At 40.3% G+C, this 15,247-nt stretch carries 19 protein-coding genes; 7 read left to right on the plus strand and 12 right to left on the minus strand.

Going from position 1 to position 15,247, the window contains the following annotated elements; translation table 11 throughout:
* On the minus strand, positions 1–1,017 hold the full coding sequence (locus tag ABJF11_RS02240; protein ID WP_348117765.1) for a DUF3667 domain-containing protein: 1,017 nt from the start codon (positions 1,015–1,017) through the stop codon (positions 1–3).
* A 187-nt stretch (positions 1,018–1,204) separates the two neighbouring features.
* The gene (locus ABJF11_RS02245; RefSeq protein WP_348117766.1) at positions 1,205–2,554 is read right to left on the minus strand and encodes an NfeD family protein; all 1,350 of its coding nucleotides are present in this window, start codon (positions 2,552–2,554) and stop codon (positions 1,205–1,207) included.
* A 70-nt stretch (positions 2,555–2,624) separates the two neighbouring features.
* Here ABJF11_RS02245 and ABJF11_RS02250 point away from each other — a divergent pair, with 70 nt between their 5' ends.
* Genes ABJF11_RS02250 through ABJF11_RS02260 form a run of 3 tightly spaced genes read left to right on the plus strand, consistent with a single transcriptional unit; the run spans position 2,625 to position 5,227 of the window.
* The gene (locus ABJF11_RS02250; RefSeq protein ID WP_348117767.1) at positions 2,625–3,410 is read left to right on the plus strand and encodes a hypothetical protein; all 786 of its coding nucleotides are present in this window, start codon (positions 2,625–2,627) and stop codon (positions 3,408–3,410) included.
* Positions 3,400–4,473: a LysM peptidoglycan-binding domain-containing protein gene (locus ABJF11_RS02255; protein WP_348117768.1), complete on the plus strand. Its 1,074-nt coding sequence runs from the start codon at positions 3,400–3,402 to the stop codon at positions 4,471–4,473. Before ABJF11_RS02250 ends, ABJF11_RS02255 begins: the two co-directional genes overlap by 11 nt.
* Complete coding sequence (locus ABJF11_RS02260; RefSeq protein WP_348117769.1) at positions 4,463–5,227, plus strand: TIGR02757 family protein; 765 nt, start codon at positions 4,463–4,465, stop codon at positions 5,225–5,227. The genes ABJF11_RS02255 and ABJF11_RS02260 overlap by 11 nt, the downstream gene beginning before the upstream one ends.
* A gap of 75 nt (positions 5,228–5,302) precedes the next feature.
* Here the strand turns inward: ABJF11_RS02260 and pyrE are convergent, their stop codons facing one another.
* Complete coding sequence (gene pyrE / locus ABJF11_RS02265) at positions 5,303–5,953, minus strand: orotate phosphoribosyltransferase (RefSeq protein ID WP_348117770.1); 651 nt, start codon at positions 5,951–5,953, stop codon at positions 5,303–5,305.
* A 133-nt stretch (positions 5,954–6,086) separates the two neighbouring features.
* On the opposite strand from pyrE, the gene ABJF11_RS02270 reads away from it, so the two are divergent.
* Positions 6,087–6,776: an NUDIX domain-containing protein gene (locus ABJF11_RS02270; RefSeq protein WP_348117771.1), complete on the plus strand. Its 690-nt coding sequence runs from the start codon at positions 6,087–6,089 to the stop codon at positions 6,774–6,776.
* On the opposite strand, the gene coaD is transcribed toward ABJF11_RS02270, so the two are convergent.
* From coaD to ABJF11_RS02290, 4 genes are all read right to left on the minus strand, one after another.
* Positions 6,773–7,231, minus strand: a complete 459-nt coding sequence (coaD, locus tag ABJF11_RS02275; protein ID WP_348117773.1) for a pantetheine-phosphate adenylyltransferase — start codon at positions 7,229–7,231, stop codon at positions 6,773–6,775. The two genes, ABJF11_RS02270 and coaD, sit on opposite strands and share 4 nt — an antisense overlap.
* Positions 7,232–7,243: 12 nt before the next feature.
* Positions 7,244–8,134 carry a DUF3822 family protein gene (locus tag ABJF11_RS02280; protein WP_348117774.1) on the minus strand — a complete coding sequence of 297 codons (891 nt, stop codon included), beginning with the start codon at positions 8,132–8,134 and terminating at the stop codon, positions 7,244–7,246.
* An 8-nt stretch (positions 8,135–8,142) separates the two neighbouring features.
* Positions 8,143–8,733 (minus strand): hypothetical protein, encoded by a 591-nt coding sequence (locus ABJF11_RS02285; RefSeq protein WP_348117775.1) that lies wholly within the window; start codon positions 8,731–8,733, stop codon positions 8,143–8,145.
* A gap of 68 nt (positions 8,734–8,801) precedes the next feature.
* Positions 8,802–9,293, minus strand: a complete 492-nt coding sequence (locus ABJF11_RS02290; RefSeq protein WP_348117776.1) for an NUDIX domain-containing protein — start codon at positions 9,291–9,293, stop codon at positions 8,802–8,804.
* Positions 9,294–9,335: 42 nt separating this feature from the next.
* Here ABJF11_RS02290 and ABJF11_RS02295 point away from each other — a divergent pair, with 42 nt between their 5' ends.
* A complete protein-coding gene (locus ABJF11_RS02295) occupies positions 9,336–10,757 on the plus strand; it encodes an AAA family ATPase (RefSeq protein WP_348117778.1) in 1,422 nt (473 codons plus the stop codon).
* An 11-nt stretch (positions 10,758–10,768) separates the two neighbouring features.
* Complete coding sequence (locus ABJF11_RS02300; RefSeq protein ID WP_348117780.1) at positions 10,769–11,182, plus strand: DUF1573 domain-containing protein; 414 nt, start codon at positions 10,769–10,771, stop codon at positions 11,180–11,182.
* A 55-nt stretch (positions 11,183–11,237) separates the two neighbouring features.
* Here ABJF11_RS02300 and ABJF11_RS02305 read toward each other — a convergent pair whose 3' ends face one another.
* The 4 genes from ABJF11_RS02305 to ABJF11_RS02320 all read right to left on the minus strand — a co-directional run bounded on the left by ABJF11_RS02305 (position 11,238) and on the right by ABJF11_RS02320 (position 13,556).
* Entirely contained in the window at positions 11,238–11,609 is a 372-nt protein-coding gene (locus tag ABJF11_RS02305) for a VOC family protein (RefSeq protein WP_348117781.1), read from the minus strand.
* Positions 11,610–11,630: 21 nt separating this feature from the next.
* Positions 11,631–12,143 carry a DUF4199 domain-containing protein gene (locus tag ABJF11_RS02310; RefSeq protein WP_348117782.1) on the minus strand — a complete coding sequence of 171 codons (513 nt, stop codon included), beginning with the start codon at positions 12,141–12,143 and terminating at the stop codon, positions 11,631–11,633.
* A 74-nt stretch (positions 12,144–12,217) separates the two neighbouring features.
* Positions 12,218–12,637 (minus strand): response regulator transcription factor, encoded by a 420-nt coding sequence (locus ABJF11_RS02315; protein WP_348117784.1) that lies wholly within the window; start codon positions 12,635–12,637, stop codon positions 12,218–12,220.
* 7 nt (positions 12,638–12,644) lie between these two features.
* Positions 12,645–13,556: a hypothetical protein gene (locus ABJF11_RS02320; protein WP_348117786.1), complete on the minus strand. Its 912-nt coding sequence runs from the start codon at positions 13,554–13,556 to the stop codon at positions 12,645–12,647.
* A 164-nt stretch (positions 13,557–13,720) separates the two neighbouring features.
* Between ABJF11_RS02320 and ABJF11_RS02325 the strand changes: the two genes are divergently transcribed.
* A complete protein-coding gene (locus tag ABJF11_RS02325; RefSeq protein ID WP_348117787.1) occupies positions 13,721–14,446 on the plus strand; it encodes a hypothetical protein in 726 nt (241 codons plus the stop codon).
* Between the two features lie 53 nt (positions 14,447–14,499).
* Here the strand turns inward: ABJF11_RS02325 and ABJF11_RS02330 are convergent, their stop codons facing one another.
* On the minus strand, positions 14,500–15,171 hold the full coding sequence (locus tag ABJF11_RS02330; RefSeq protein ID WP_348117789.1) for an ABC transporter ATP-binding protein: 672 nt from the start codon (positions 15,169–15,171) through the stop codon (positions 14,500–14,502).
* Positions 15,172–15,247: the final 76 nt, after the last annotated feature.

Below are 15,247 nucleotides of genomic sequence, written 5' to 3' on the forward strand. Positions count from 1 at the left end.
TTATATAATTAAAAAAGACACAAACATTTCAATTAAGAGAGCCGCGATCAAAACATAAGAATAAATAAATCCGGTGAGCCAAAACTTGATCAATGTCTTGAGCCATGACTGCTTGTATACTTTTTTGAAAGAAAGGTAGGCATGTGTTGAAACCAATACAACAGAAATTATGGATACCCAGCTCGCAATCTCTTCATTATCTACCAGCCAGTAGAGCAATGCCATACTCAGCCCATAGACTAAAAATGCAAAGGTGTGAATGTGAATCGTATGGATAAGATGATTAATGTAGAGGATTTTCCTGCGCACATATAAGAGTTTCAACAGGAGTGCGAATACTGGTATCATTACGAACATCATGAGCGACATATTATGAACGATCTTGGAAGTGAGATGCTCTTTGTCTTTTTTATAAACTCTAATAATTTGTTTGACCGTATATTGAGTAAATGCGTGACGATCATCTAACTTGAGCGAATCGAAGAATTGTTGTTCGTTTAGGCCCTCCTTATCCTTTAGCTCAAAAAAGGTATGCCATTGTGCATTGCTCATGGGCCACAGGTTACTACTATCATTCCCGGCGATAAATTGAGGGCCAATATTGACTTCTAATTCGGCAGAATCCAACTCGGTTAATATGGCTGACTGTACCTCATCGGCTTCCGGAGTGGACATGGCTGATTTGAAGTCTCGTGTGGCATCACCTACCATAGAATTCAATACAAAAAAGTAGAATACGCTAACGATGATATACAACCGGATTGGATTTGCATAGGTAAATCGTCTGCCTGCATTGTATTCGTTGGTGAGATGACCAGGCTTAAAAAAGAAAGGGAAGATGGTTTGTGCCAGTCTAGAGTCGAAGGAGAAGAAATTCTCCACTAAATCCCGTGAAATCTCCTTAAATGACACATTTTTATCGTCATTTTGCTGACCACACATCGGGCAATAGTCATAGACTTCAGCCAATGGGGTACCACAATTCAAACACTTCTTGGTTTTGCGCAGTGTTCTCATTTATTCAGATGTGTCACTATTTTTAACGAACCTGTTTAAAAAAAAGGCCCCTCCCCACATGGCTAATGCCGTAAGCGAATATTCGAGTTGATAGATTTGTGTACGCAGGCTGAAGTATAAAAATATCACAGCCCCGGCGAATAAGGTCCAGTATAATATTTTGAAAAATTTGTTTTTTGTCATCTGATTATGAAATGGCTTTGACCTTGAGAGAAGTACCTTCTTCTGATATCACTTCTACCTCAACACCTTCTTCAATGTACCCTCCCCGAGTATAGGCATCATAAATTTCTTCGTTGATGATGATTTTGCCACTCGGACGTAGCACTGTATAGGCTTTACCTTTTTGTCCAATGAGGCTCTCCTTTCTAAAATTGGATGTATATCCTGCAGCCTTATCCAGCGTGGTCTCTAGCGCCACTCTTTTGAATAGATGGGAGTCCACAAGGCGAACACCACCTATAAACATGACAATGAACGCACCGATCAATCCCACAAATGTAACCAGTAAGGCAGTGGTCAGGTTTTCTTCGGGAACAAAAGAGAAGTCGAACCAATCATTATTGAGCATGCCCAGAATGAGCGAAGTCATCATCAGTGCGATCCCGGATATCCCGGCCAGGCCAAATCCAGGGATTACAAATATTTCTAAAGCCAGAAGAACAACACCTAAAAAGAATAAGATGATCTCCCAGTTTTCTGCCAATCCATTTAAATAATAGGGGGTGAAATAAAGGACGAGTGCGATTAATGCAGCCAAGATCGGGAAGCCTACTCCTGGGGTCTGCAGCTCAAAGTATATTCCGCCAAGGATAATTAAAATCAGGATGCCGCTCACGAACGGATTGATAAATATGTCAATAATTTTGTCTGACGCCGTCAGTTCATATTCAAATACTTCATACTCCTCTACGCCGGATCGAGCCATGATTTCACCCAAATCCTCGACTTGTGCTTCGCAAAAGCCAAATCTGATGGCTTCAGAGGTAGAAAATGTAATCACCTTGCCCTCCGTAGATATACTGTCCACTTCTACATCCTGATCTACCATGGCTTCTGCTATCTTCGGATCACGACCGTTAGCTTCGGCTGTAGATCGCATGATAGATCTCATATAGGACTGATATTTGTCAGGCGCAGCGGCTCCATCTTGAGTTACCACTGTAGCAGCTCCAATACTGGCCCCTCGAGCCATATAAATGCTATCACACGCTATAGAAATCAAAGCACCCGCAGAGGCCGCATCTTTATTGATAAAAACGTAAATCGGCTTTTCAAATTCCAATACACGAGTTCGAATATCGTCAGCGTCGTTGAGTGCGCCACCATAGGTGTCCATCTCTATCACGACATAGTCTGCCTCCCTTTCTATGGCATCTTGCAGTGCCAATTCTGTGTATCTGTTGGTACGTGGGTCTATGTCAGCATCTAGTTTCATCAGAAAAACCAAAGGCTTGGTCTGAGTCTCCTCCTGAGCGGCTAATCGATCACTCAGACAGATAAATATCAATAATAACAGAAGTAGACGATTGTACATCAAAGATTACTTTTAGATTTGCCTGAAAGTTATTTATAATTTGTCATATCCATTAAACGAATAGTAGTTTTTGACGGTTCTAAAATCAAACCACCATAACGAGGTAAGTTTTGACGCCCCAATCAAATCAATAATCCCTGGTACTGACAAAGACCTGCTACTCATCGAAACTGCCGATCTCGCGACTAAAGTACAAACCTTCTTTCTGGTATCATTGGTCAAAATGGAAATCATCCAAGCCATTTCTTTAGGTGAGGATTACAATGGCATGGTGGTGAAATCATACACCAACAATCGACTTTTACTTATCCAATATTCTAGTGAAAACAATCCTGATCTAACCAACATTTATCTTTTTAGCTGGAATGGTGGGGCGCCGATTTTCCAACTCAACGATTCCAGAATTGTCAAGCTAGGGCCTGACTGGGTTCAGGTTCCACATCCACATTTTGTTGGCAAGCATGCTTACTTTGACTTACAATCGGGAGAAGTACTTAAATATGAGCCCACAGCTGACTACACCGACCCGAAAGAACTCTGCACCTTTGCGGTGGGCTACCCAGAGTCCTCTGAATATTTCGATTGGTTCAAACAATATTTCAGACCACATGACATTTACCCTTGTAGGAAAGTAGAATATCTCAAAACGAAAGAGAAAATATTTATTTCCTATTACCATGAAAAAGATTCATCCCTGATGCATTCACTGGCCATACTCGACTTAGAAGGACAATTACTGGAATGTATTTTGCTGGATGAAAAACTTCCCGGAATTGGCAAAGACAACTTCTTTGTCATGGGAAATAAAGCCATATTTGTTACCCATAAAGGAACATTGAATATTTATGATCTCTAGACTGCTCTTATTTTTGATAATCGTCGGATTGGCCTCGTTAGCCGCCACTGCATCTCCGATGGATAGCCTGAGATTGGAAAAAAACAAAGGCAAGCGGTATATCATTCATCGCGTCGAACCCAAAGAAACCTTATACTCGATCTCCAGACGATATGGCGTTACCGTAGACGATATAAAGGCGGCCAATGCTTCGCTCCCAGATGGTCTGAAAATGTTTGATGAGATACAAATTCCTTTGATTAAGAAAAGAAAGAAGGCAGATGCAGAAGTAGTGCTACCGCAATTAGATGAGCAAAATATCCACATCGTAAAAAAGGGAGAAACACTATTCTCTATTTCCCAAAGTTATGGCCTTAAGTTGGATTCAATTGTAGCAATCAATAAGCTCGAAAATGCAAATCTCAGTATTGGTGATACGTTACTATTAAGTTTCCAACCAATAATACGGCAGGATCAGAGCGATCCTCTGGTCATTGATAGTGCCAGATATCATATCGTACAAGCGTCTGAAACTCTATTCGGCATCTCGCGTCAGTATCAGGTCGAAATTGAAGAATTGCAGCAATGGAATGGCTTACCGGATTACACAATCTCAATAGGTCAACAACTTGTGATATCTGCTGGTACTCAAAAAATACAACTGGACAGCATTTCGGCAATTTCTTCTGAAAAGACAATCAAAGACACCTTGCAAAATAAGCCAGCTACCCCCCTATTGGATACACTATACGTGCGTACGGACAATAGCCAATTCAAAACTAAAACCAGCAAATCAGAGGGTAAAAAAGAAACCACCGAAGAGGGATTCATGATGAAAATCGAAGACACCGATTATACACAAAAATACCTAGCGCTTCATCGAACAGCACCATTAGGATCGATGATAAAGATTACCAACCAAATGACCAATCTGGAAATCGAGGCAAGAGTGGTGGGCAAACTACCAGAAAGTGCTCTAAACAATAAGCTGCTCATGAGGCTTTCATCAGCGGCATACAAGGCATTAGGAGCACGTGATTTGAAAACTCCTGTCATTGTGAGCTATACCATAGATGAACACTGAGATCAAGGAGTTTCTAGACCTCCAGGTAGAAAAGTACAATCGACCAGAATTCATTTCGGAGGATCCAATTTCTATTCCGCACCTTTTTCAACAAAAGCAAGACATCGAAATCGCTGGATTGTTTGCCGCCACACTAGCCTGGGGGCAGCGAAAAACCATAATAAACAAATGTCATACACTAATTGGTCTGATGGACGGTGCTCCGTATGACTTTATTCTCAATCATCAGGATGAGGATCTCAAAAGGTTTCTGGATTTCAAACACCGCACTTTTAATGCTACGGATACGCTTTTTTTTATCCAGTTTCTCAATCAGCACTACAAGGATCATGATTCGCTCGAATTCGCGTTCACACAAGGTCAAAAAGGCGAGTTAAAAACTTATCTGAGCAATTTCCATAATTACTTGTTTGATCGGCCCGATGCTCCTGATCGCACTAGAAAGCATGTGGCGACACCATTGAGAAAATCTGCGTGCAAAAGACTGAATATGTTTTTGAGATGGATGGTCCGAAAAGACAACTGCGGAGTAGATTTCGGTATTTGGGATAATATTAAAAGTAGTCAACTGATCTGCCCTTTGGATGTACATGTAGACCGGGTTGCAAGGCGACTTGACCTTTTGCACCGCAGACAAACGGACTGGCAAGCGGCAAATGAGCTCACAGAAAATTTGCGTGAACTAGACCCAAACGACCCGGTGAAATATGATTTTGCGCTATTCGCTCTGGGTGTAATGGAGAAGCATAATTAGTCGAAAGTTGAAACCACAAACTGCGGCCAAAAACAATGACTCGCTTTCAGTACACTGTCCAAAACTATTCTACGCCTAACCTCTCCAGTTTTCAGGCTCCATTCGCCATGAATTGAGCGATTCGAGCTCACTGCTATTGATCAATTCGCTAGATACTGCAATATCCAACAAGGAGTGATAGTCAGAAAGTGTGAAATGAGAAACATTGGCCTGCATCAGATTTCTATCTGCATGTGGAAAACCATAAGTAAATATAGCTCCCAACCCAACAACCGTCATTCCGGCTTCCCTGAGCGCCTCTATGGCTTTGATAGAACTACCTCCTGTTGAGATTAGATCTTCTACCACAAAAACATTTTTTCCCTCTTGCACCTGCCCTTCTATTCTATTGGTTCGGCCATGTGATTTTGCCTTGTCTCGTACGTAGATGAAAGGCAGACCCATTTCCTCAGCTATCAAAGCACCCTGAGGTATTCCGGCCGTAGCTACTCCCGCGATCACTTGTGTATTGGGGTATCTGGACTTGATCTCCTTGACGAAAGCATTTTTGATCAGTGTACGGAGCTTTGGGTAGGACAATGTCATCCTGTTGTCACAATAAATTGGAGATTTCCAACCGGAAGCCCAGGTAAAAGGATCTTTTGGCTGCAGCTTAATTGCCTCGATTTCTAATAGCTCTGTGGCGATTTGCGCGCTTAGCGGAAGGTTCGACTCATCATTTATCATGAAGCGAAATTAGCAATATTTTAAATCAAGATTCCAGCAGTTTAATGAATAATAAAATTTGGAAAAAAAATAATCCCTGAAATTGTGAATCTCAGTGATTTTTGTTCATGTTCGCTATGTACTTTTTATTCCAATGAAGATTTATATAAACGACATTCCCGTCAGGATTAGCGACAAACAGCACAAGACAAGCAAAAAATTTGATGTAGTGTTGGACAATCAAGTGGAAGACATCCTAGCCATAAAGCTAAAAGGTAAAGTGCTGATCAAGGAAGGGTCGCATGAAGCTATCAATCGTCTTCTTCACATAATGACTGATAAAAAGTACAGCAAAATAAAGCAAATAGAAATCAGGGTAAAAAATAAAACTAAGGCTCAGCAATACCTGAAATCTAAATTCAACATCGTTGAAGCGGCTGGGGGTGTAGTCGAAAAAGATGGTAAAATTTTACTCATTCTAAGAAATGACCTCTGGGACATACCAAAAGGAAAACTGGAGAAAAAAGAAAAACGGCGAGAAGGGGCGGTTCGCGAGGTGGAAGAAGAAACTGGTGTCAAGGTCAAATCTGAAGAACTGATCTGCTCTACATGGCACACCTATATCCGAAATAAAAAATATGTTTTGAAGAAGACGTCCTGGTATAGAATGGTCTGCCTCGACGACATGAATATGAAACCTCAAAAGGAAGAGAACATTCAAAAGGTAGTATGGATGAATGAGAACGAGGTGGATGTGGCCGTGCTGCACTCCTACAAAACTATAGGAAGGGTGATTAAAAAGTATCGTGCGTTAGAAAAGGGTTTGAAGGAACTCGACAACTAAAGGTCGTACGGAATAAAGGGACTAATATCTCCATCATACTTATGAACTTCCCGGATGATAGTAGAGCTAATGTGCGCATATTCCGGTGTTGTAATCAGAAAAACAGTCTCCAGTTTGTCATTGAGATATCTATTTACCTGTGAGATACTATTTTCGTATTCAAAGTCGGTTGTATTTCTGAGTCCCCTGATCAAAAATGATGCGCCTGTCTTCTGAGCTAAATCTGCCGTGAGTTCATTGTACGTCACCACAGATACACTATCCTCAGGGCCAAAAGCCGAACTGATTCTTTCCATCATATAATTGACTTCGAAGTATCTCTTTTTGGCGCTGTTGTAGCCTACTGCGATAATGACCTCATCAAAAAGTTTGAGTGATCGTCGAACAATATCTTCATGCCCTTTTGTAAAAGGGTCAAATGAACCCGGGAATAGAGCAATTTTTTTGTCCGACATGAAATTGGTTTTTTAGTCACATAGATAAACACTCATCAAATCAAAATATTGATGGTCTGCGAGTTCATCGAAGTGATAGTTGAATTTGAGGTTAGAAGGACGTTTTCCGAAAGTAATGTTTCCAATGTATTTGGAGAACATTTTATAATGCTCAGAATTTTGAGTCAAATTCCCCCAAAGAACAACCTTTTGAGTACGTTGGCTCAGATTAAACTCTTTGAATACCAACATGACATACTTGATATAATCCTTAGCCTCTTTGATTGAGAACTGATTATAGTAATGCAACTTGTGATTTTCTGAAACAAAAACATGCATGATTCCACGATCCAGAATACAAAACACAATTTTCGATTCGCTCTGAGTATTGTACTTTAAAATGCCTTCAATCAAAGCACTGCCTTGATGAATGACTTCAATTTCTTTATTTGGATAGAGTGAGTTTAGCCAGCTCACAAGGCGTTTATCTCCAGCGAAAGCATTAACTACATTGGACGCACTATGCTTATACGTGTACTCACCCTCTACCGCCTCATTGATCGTACAGTTGAGCAGCAGGTAGTCTCTTACCGATTCTTCTACAAAATGAGTAGCTGGCACCAGAGAAAACTTATGGCTTTTGAGTGATAATTTGATAGAATGCCAAAACCCGGCCATCAGTAAATGATGATTTTCGAAAAGCTTTGCCAATACCTGTAATCTGGCATTGATAGTTTTTACATCCTGGAGGATATAGTCTTCTAGTAGTAGACAGGTCTGATTTCGGGTATCAGTGATACAAAGTTGAAAGTCACGAATGCCTATTTGCATCGAAAGACAGTAATGATGTAGTTGATCTACATCAAAATTACTGTCTTTGATTCTTTTTACCAGTTTGTATGTTGCGCTTTGTACAGCTTCCAAATCTTATGTTATTCCCAGTTTCCGGCAGTAGTAATACTTGTTCTAGAACCAAACCTCAAAGGCTTCTTGGTTCTGGCTTCGTTCTCTTCTTTTCTTTTAGGGTCGACTGGTGCGGTATTCCATACCTCGACTACATCCACCCTGACATTACTCTTTTCGATTTTGTCAGCCCACATATCAAATGACTTGTCCTTAGTACCAGGAACGATATGCAGAGTAGCCAAATCAAAATCTGGATACTTAGCTGGAGAATATAAAGAGTCTCTCACGGCAACTGTTCCCAAAGTATCGATTGTAACTACCACACTGTCTGCGCCATATGACAACGGAATAATAGTCTCAATTCTAGAAGTCAGGAAGAATTGTCCCGAATCAATAAAGTTTTTCAATTTGTCCCAATCGCTGGTATACTGACCATTCACCGCCTGATAAGCAATCTGAGCTTCTCTTATCATGATTAACTTGTTAATGATCCTTGCTTCCATCCTTTCAATTCTGTCAGCTTCATTGATAGAAGTGTAGATACTTCTGCCTAAAAACACCGCTAATAATAGCGATAGGACGAAAAAACCAATTGATATTATTTTTGTCTTCTCCATGCTTGAATTTCGATTTTTTGCAAGTATAATTATTTTTTAGAGTAATTCTGCTTTAAGCAAATGCTATTTTAAGGATTATTTCCAATATTAAAAAATCCCTGTTTCTCAAATAGATCATCAATGGATTCAATGCCTTTAAACATTCCATGAAGTCGGTTTTCACCTAATTGTTTTATCATGGAAATATCCATCCAGCGAGCTTCCTTCAAAATAGATTTATTACCCATTTCAGGGTCGATCCCTAACTGTAATTTACCACCGATTTGCTTCACCGCAAAGAATAATTCTACAGCATGCAATCCACCCCTTATAAATTCACCTACTCTCAAAAAGTCACAAACTTTTATAGAAATATTTATTTCTTCTTCAAATTCTCGAATCAAGGCCTCTACTGCTGATTCTCCGAACGCAATCCCCCCTCCCGGCGGCAGCCAAAGCTCATTCTCATCATTGAGACCTGTGTGATTAAGCAATAATAATTTCTGCTCTTGTACCATCAGACCCATGACCCGTACCCTCACCCGATTCCCAAAAATACTTTTGATTTCTTCTGATCCCATTCTTTAGCATGGCTATACTTGCGCTGGAATAAACTTATACAATTGCCACTACCCTCAGAAATATTACGGAACAAATTTGAGCATGAACCGACGGCAAGTCAGAGCAAAGCTTTCCTGGCAATAGACCAATTTGTCGCGACCAAGACTGGCAAGCCTACTATGATTCTCAAAGGATACGCAGGAACAGGCAAAACTTCTATAGTGGCCACGCTCGTAAAAGTATTGCCACTGTTCAACTATAAGTTTGTCCTCCTTGCACCCACAGGCCGTGCAGCTAAGGTTATTAGCCAATATGCAAAGAGAACTGCCTTTACGATTCACAAAAGAATATATAAAGCCAAGTCAGGTCAAGAATCAAGTGGGCCGGTTTTTAGCCAAACAAAAAACTATCAGTCCAATACCATATTTATTGTAGATGAAGCCTCAATGATTAACTCCGAAGCAGACTACAAAAATAAAAGCTTACTCAATGATTTGATTCAATATGTATTTGAAAAAGAGGGAAACAAGCTCTTACTCGTAGGAGATACCGCTCAGCTGCCTCCTGTACATCAAGACAGAAGTATGGCCCTGGATCGTGCTCACCTCTCAGAGGTGTACCGGCTCGATGCTACGGAAAGTACCTTGACGGAAATCACACGTCAAGCAGAGAACAGTGGTATCTTACTCAACGCTACCAGTCTCAGAAATTCGCTCACGCAGAAGGAAAAAGTCATTAGGTTTAATACCAAATCGCATCCCGATATTTATCGAATGACAGGAGAGCGCCTTGAGGATGGCTTGCGCTACTCTTATGACAAATATGGTCTGGAGAACACGCTGATTATTTGTCGCTCCAACAAGAACGCGGTGATGTACAATCACTATATCAGGAATACACTCTTTTTCAAAGAAGAAGAATTAGATGCAGGAGACTTGCTAATGATTGCGCGCAACAACTACAATTTTGCCACCGACCAGGTGCCTTCCGGATTTCTGGCAAATGGAGATTTTATTGAAGTGCTGAAAATCAAAAAATTTGAAGAGCTACATGGATTACGCTTTGCAGACGTGGAAATAAGGCTCACTGACTATCCTGACGCTGAACCGTTTGAGGCCAAAATTATCCTCGACGGATTGCATACTCATACCCCGGCGATGTCACAAGAGCAAAATCAGGCCCTATATAAGAGCGTGCTGATCGACTATGCCGACTTACCAAGAAAAAAACAAAAAGAAGCCATGAAAGAGGACAAGTACTTAAATGCGCTTCAGGTAAAGTATGCTTATGCGCTTACCTGCCATAAAAGCCAAGGCGGACAGTGGGATGCGGTATTTGTAGATCAAGGGTATTTGGGTGAGGCTGAAATCGATGACGATTTTATCCGCTGGGTCTACACAGCGATAACCAGAGCAAAAAATGAACTTTTTCTGGTTAATTTTGACACCAAATTCTTCGGAAATTACGTTAAGCAAGAAAATTAATTAAACTAGCAATGAAAAATATAATAGCAATTATCACGCTTTCCTTCTTCTCAATAGCCGCATCAGCACAGGATGCAGAGCTTCCTGAACCAACTCCTCCGGGACCATTCATCGAGTTTGCAGAAAGCTCGTATGACTTTGGTGATATTGAGCAGGGTGATAAAGTGGAGTACACATTTGAATTTACCAATACGGGAGATGCTCCGATCGTGATTTCAAATGTACTGACCACATGTGGCTGTACCGCTTCAAGCTGGCCAAGAGAGCCAATTCTCCCAGGGGCATCAAGCAAAATAGAAGTCACATTCAATAGCGCTGGTAAAATTGGCCATCAAAACAAGGTGGTGACCATTATGAGCAATGCAACCAACAATCCTGAAAGAGTTAAGATTGTAACAAACATTCTTCCTAAGTCAGATTCTTAAGAATAATTAAAAAGTAAAAAAGCCTTCTTATTAATCATAAGAAGGCTTTTTTTGATCAAACATGCTGGTCAATAAAGATTTTATTGCCATCGGGGTCCTCCACCATGAGGCTAGCAGGCCCGGCTGATGATTCATCTGTCTCCTGGAGGGGGCTCAAATCTTGGGCCTTCATGTGTTTCTGAATAGCTCGGATATCATCAAATGAGTCTAAAGTATTCGCCTCCTGATCCCAGCCAGGATTGAACGTCATCATGTTTCCATCAAACATGCCCTGGAATAACCCGATCAGTGTTCCCTGGTTTTTCATGATCAAGTAGTTTCTTTTAATATCTCCGGCAAAAACTTTAAATCCGAGATTTTCATAAAATGTCTTTGAGGCATGGATATCTTTCACATTGAGACTTACTGAAAATGCACCTAATTTCATATTATTATTTATGAGTTGAGTTTACTTAGATTTTAATGCCATGGATGATATTAGAGTCATCACCAATCCTATAGGAAAGACAGTCCCAAACATCATTGCACCACCGATCGCCGGGCTCAGCCAGATATCCTTGTTGTCGTTGATATAATCCAGCTGCTGAGAACGTTGAGAATCGGATAATGAGCTATCCTCCATCACCTTATTAATAGACATATCCATGTAGCTCTGGAGAAAATCTGGCATCAACCAGGCATATAATGCATAGGAAAAAACTGCAAAAACCACAGCGGCTACAAAATTGACTAGCGTACCAAACATAAATCCTTCCTTAAAGGTAAGCGTGCCGCCAGATTCTTCTTTTTGGCGTCTGATACCAAAATAAATCGCGCTAAGCGCCAGAATCATTGAAGCATATCCGAGGATTTCACCGTACGGATTTTCAGCCGGAGCGTCCCATATCAGTAGTGGGATAACTACAGTCACACACATAATCAGTGCTGACCATGCGCCATATTTTAATGCAAGATTTTTCATTGCTATTTTTTTGATTCAATCCAAATGTAGAGAATTAGATCAAAATGCACTTCACCCGAAAGTATGATATTAGTCTATTCTAGTATTCTGAGGGTCTTAGCTTTGGCTATTGCCTGAGTTCTTCTCTTTACATTAAGTTTGATGTAGAGATTGCTAATATGCGTCTTCACAGTATTCAGAGAGACAAATAGTTTATCGGCAATCTCCTGATTGGATAAGCCGTGGTGCATTTCCAACAGCACATCAAGTTCACGGTCACTCAAATTGTACCTTTTGCCATTTTCAATGGAAACCGCCATATCAGAAAGATTCACATCGGTCTTATTGGTGAGCTTGATCCCTGCCCAAATGCCTAGAATCATAAATACCAGCCCTATGGCTGCACCATAGAGTTCGAATGAAAACATTCGTACCAAATGAAAGTAGTCAAGCAAATTGAGAAATGTCATCAATAAGCCTATTCCCAATCCAATCCATATGGCAGACTTCTTCACAACTTATTTAAAAATCCGTTCGACTATAGGCTACACTAACGCCCTCATCTTCAATTGAAAATAGATTGCTGCTAGGGAAAGTTAGGCGATAGTTTTGAGCGTTGGCTTCAAGGTTGAGCGTTGTATCAAAACTAAAATTGAGTTCAAAATGACTACTTCCAGCTACATTTACCATCCAGTAGATAAAATGATGATTAGATTCATCGTAACTGATCACGCTTTTCTTATACAGTTTACCATTCCTTGAGAATTTCAGCTCAAGTGAATGAGGAAACAGCTCCTCAATCACACAAATACTTTTGTCTGATCCTTCATATGTACCAGGAATCAGATCAAATAGATAATTCGTATTTACCAATGAGTCTTGAGTAGGATATACTTTAGCGGACAGCCGTAGGATGGTTTCAAAATGCTCTTTGCATTCTTCGGCTTTGGCTATCAGGCTGTCATTGCTTTCTGGAAATGAAATTTGAAGAAAAAACTCTTTGAAGGAAGGTTTTTGATTGTATAGTTTTTGTATCCTTTTCTGCTTTCCTATTGCGTCAATATGAAGCACCTTACCTTTGACTATTCTTCCCTTATCGGTCCTCATATTTTCAACGCGGAGTGAGGCTATATCCAATTCGTTGAGTTTAACTATTCTATCGAAGTAGACGTTTTTATCAGTCGCATTTGGCACGTCAGAACTGGCATTTTTAATGTTGATTTGCTGTTCGCTTGGGCTATAAAAGAAATTATTATTCCACCACACACCTGTAGACTTATTCTCATATACATAGGCCAAATTTGATTCAAGCCACTTTATTGACGAATCAAACTGAGCTTTGTCCTCTTCTGGCATCTGGGCCTTAACCATGCTCGGAAGTACAGCCAGGGCAATTACACCTAATAAAAACAATCTGCAACTAATTCGTTTCATAGCCATAGAATTATTAAAATTCTTCCTTTAATTAATACCAAATCAAATATAGCCAGGCCAAAGTAAATCATGTCGCCGATTGACAATTATTATATTGCAGTATCTCTAATTATAGTTAGTGGAAGCTTTCCTAAGACTTGTTATAGCATCAAATACAACCTAAAATGCGATACTTTCTGTCTTTAATATTCTTGTATTGCTGCATACTCAGTTATGCGCAAGTAGTACCCGTTCAAGGGGTGGCATTAAATCCCATCGACCAATCCATTTTCAGCCAATGGGCGTCAGAAGTTGATGACGAGGTTGGTAATCAGGCAATAGTCGGTAGTCCGTACTTGCTAGACGATTGGAGCAAAGGTGAGATCACAACTATCAAAGGTGAAAAGCATGTCGAGGTAGACCTTAAATTAAACCTGTTTTCAGATCAGCTGATTTATAGAAATCCTTTTACAAAGGATTCTACCCTTATACTCATCCAATACTTGCAATCATTTACCCTAAGAAATAAAGACACTACTTACAATTTTCATTATGTGACACCCAAAGGTGACTCTGACGCCAAGATTAGGCCGCAGGATTTCTACTTAATTTTATCGGAAGGCAAGCTGTCCTTACTAGCTCGACCGGAGGTGAAAATTAAAAGAGCCACTAAAAACAGTATGGTCAATAGTGATGGCCAGATTAAAGATCGTTTTAGTCGATCCGCTGAGTTTTTTTTAAGGAATGAAAATGGGAGAATTACTCAGATTAAAGGTTCGAAAAAGGCTTTGGTTAAATCAATGCCGGCATTTACTGAGAAAGTGGCTGAATTCGTAAAATTGAATAAAATCGATCCAACGGAGGCAAAAGACTTGATGGCTGTATTCAAATATTATAATTCACTGGAATAAAAAAAACCGAAGCGAGTGACTTCGGTTTAGAATCTTTTTAATGAGATGATGGTTTATTTTCCATCGCTAACAACGGCACCATCTTCCAGTCTTATAATGCGTGATCCATATTCAGCACATTTCTCAGAGTGTGTTACCTGAATAATAGTCATACCTTCATCATTCAATTTTTTGAACAGTTGCATTATTTCTTCACCCTGCTCTGAATGTAGGTTGCCTGTTGGCTCATCCGCGAGAAGTAGATTAGGGCCACCGATGAGCGCTCTTGCTACACCAACCAGCTGCTGCTGCCCCCCGGACAGTTGCTCAGGAAACAAGTCCTTTTTAGCCACCATTTGGAATCGATCAAGCATTTCAGCTACCATACTTGCTCTTTCCTTTCCTTTTACCCCACGATAGAGCAGTGGTGTTTCGATGTTCTCATATACGTTGAGCTCATCGATCAGGTGATAGGCCTGAAAAACAAACCCAATGTATTCTTTATGAAGTTTAGAGGTCTTACGCTCGCTAAATTTATGGACTGGCTCATCTAGGAAGTAGTACTCCCCAGCCGACGGTTTGTCCAACATGCCGATGATATTGAGCAAAGTGGATTTACCTGAACCAGAAGGTCCCATTATACTCACAAATTCGCCTTGTTTCACTTCCAGGTCAATACCCTTGAGTATGAACAATCGTTGAAATTTCGAATCAACGAACTTGTCTATGTCTTGTAATTTGATCATTAGATTTATTTTGAGGTTGTTTTTGACTCTTTCTCAAATATAGAAATTATACTGACAAACGAAAGTCTATCACATG

This window comes from Reichenbachiella sp., assembly GCF_039941815.1.
GTDB lineage: Bacteria > Bacteroidota > Bacteroidia > Cytophagales > Cyclobacteriaceae > Reichenbachiella.

What these genes read in the sequence shown, in the direction of transcription:
- ABJF11_RS02240 (WP_348117765.1), bottom strand. Translation starts at nt 1,017, where the DNA reads ATGAGAACACTGCGCAAAACCAAGAAGTGTTTGAATTGTGGTACCCCA.
- ABJF11_RS02245 (WP_348117766.1), bottom strand. Translation starts at nt 2,554, where the DNA reads ATGTACAATCGTCTACTTCTGTTATTATTGATATTTATCTGTCTGAGT.
- ABJF11_RS02255 (WP_348117768.1), top strand. Translation starts at nt 3,400, where the DNA reads ATGATCTCTAGACTGCTCTTATTTTTGATAATCGTCGGATTGGCCTCG.
- ABJF11_RS02260 (WP_348117769.1), top strand. Translation starts at nt 4,463, where the DNA reads ATGAACACTGAGATCAAGGAGTTTCTAGACCTCCAGGTAGAAAAGTAC.
- pyrE (WP_348117770.1), bottom strand. Translation starts at nt 5,953, where the DNA reads ATGATAAATGATGAGTCGAACCTTCCGCTAAGCGCGCAAATCGCCACA.
- ABJF11_RS02270 (WP_348117771.1), top strand. Translation starts at nt 6,087, where the DNA reads ATGAAGATTTATATAAACGACATTCCCGTCAGGATTAGCGACAAACAG.
- coaD (WP_348117773.1), bottom strand. Translation starts at nt 7,231, where the DNA reads ATGTCGGACAAAAAAATTGCTCTATTCCCGGGTTCATTTGACCCTTTT.
- ABJF11_RS02285 (WP_348117775.1), bottom strand. Translation starts at nt 8,733, where the DNA reads ATGGAGAAGACAAAAATAATATCAATTGGTTTTTTCGTCCTATCGCTA.
- ABJF11_RS02290 (WP_348117776.1), bottom strand. Translation starts at nt 9,293, where the DNA reads ATGGGATCAGAAGAAATCAAAAGTATTTTTGGGAATCGGGTGAGGGTA.
- ABJF11_RS02300 (WP_348117780.1), top strand. Translation starts at nt 10,769, where the DNA reads ATGAAAAATATAATAGCAATTATCACGCTTTCCTTCTTCTCAATAGCC.
- ABJF11_RS02305 (WP_348117781.1), bottom strand. Translation starts at nt 11,609, where the DNA reads ATGAAATTAGGTGCATTTTCAGTAAGTCTCAATGTGAAAGATATCCAT.
- ABJF11_RS02310 (WP_348117782.1), bottom strand. Translation starts at nt 12,143, where the DNA reads ATGAAAAATCTTGCATTAAAATATGGCGCATGGTCAGCACTGATTATG.
- ABJF11_RS02320 (WP_348117786.1), bottom strand. Translation starts at nt 13,556, where the DNA reads ATGAAACGAATTAGTTGCAGATTGTTTTTATTAGGTGTAATTGCCCTG.
- ABJF11_RS02325 (WP_348117787.1), top strand. Translation starts at nt 13,721, where the DNA reads ATGCGATACTTTCTGTCTTTAATATTCTTGTATTGCTGCATACTCAGT.
- ABJF11_RS02330 (WP_348117789.1), bottom strand. Translation starts at nt 15,171, where the DNA reads ATGATCAAATTACAAGACATAGACAAGTTCGTTGATTCGAAATTTCAA.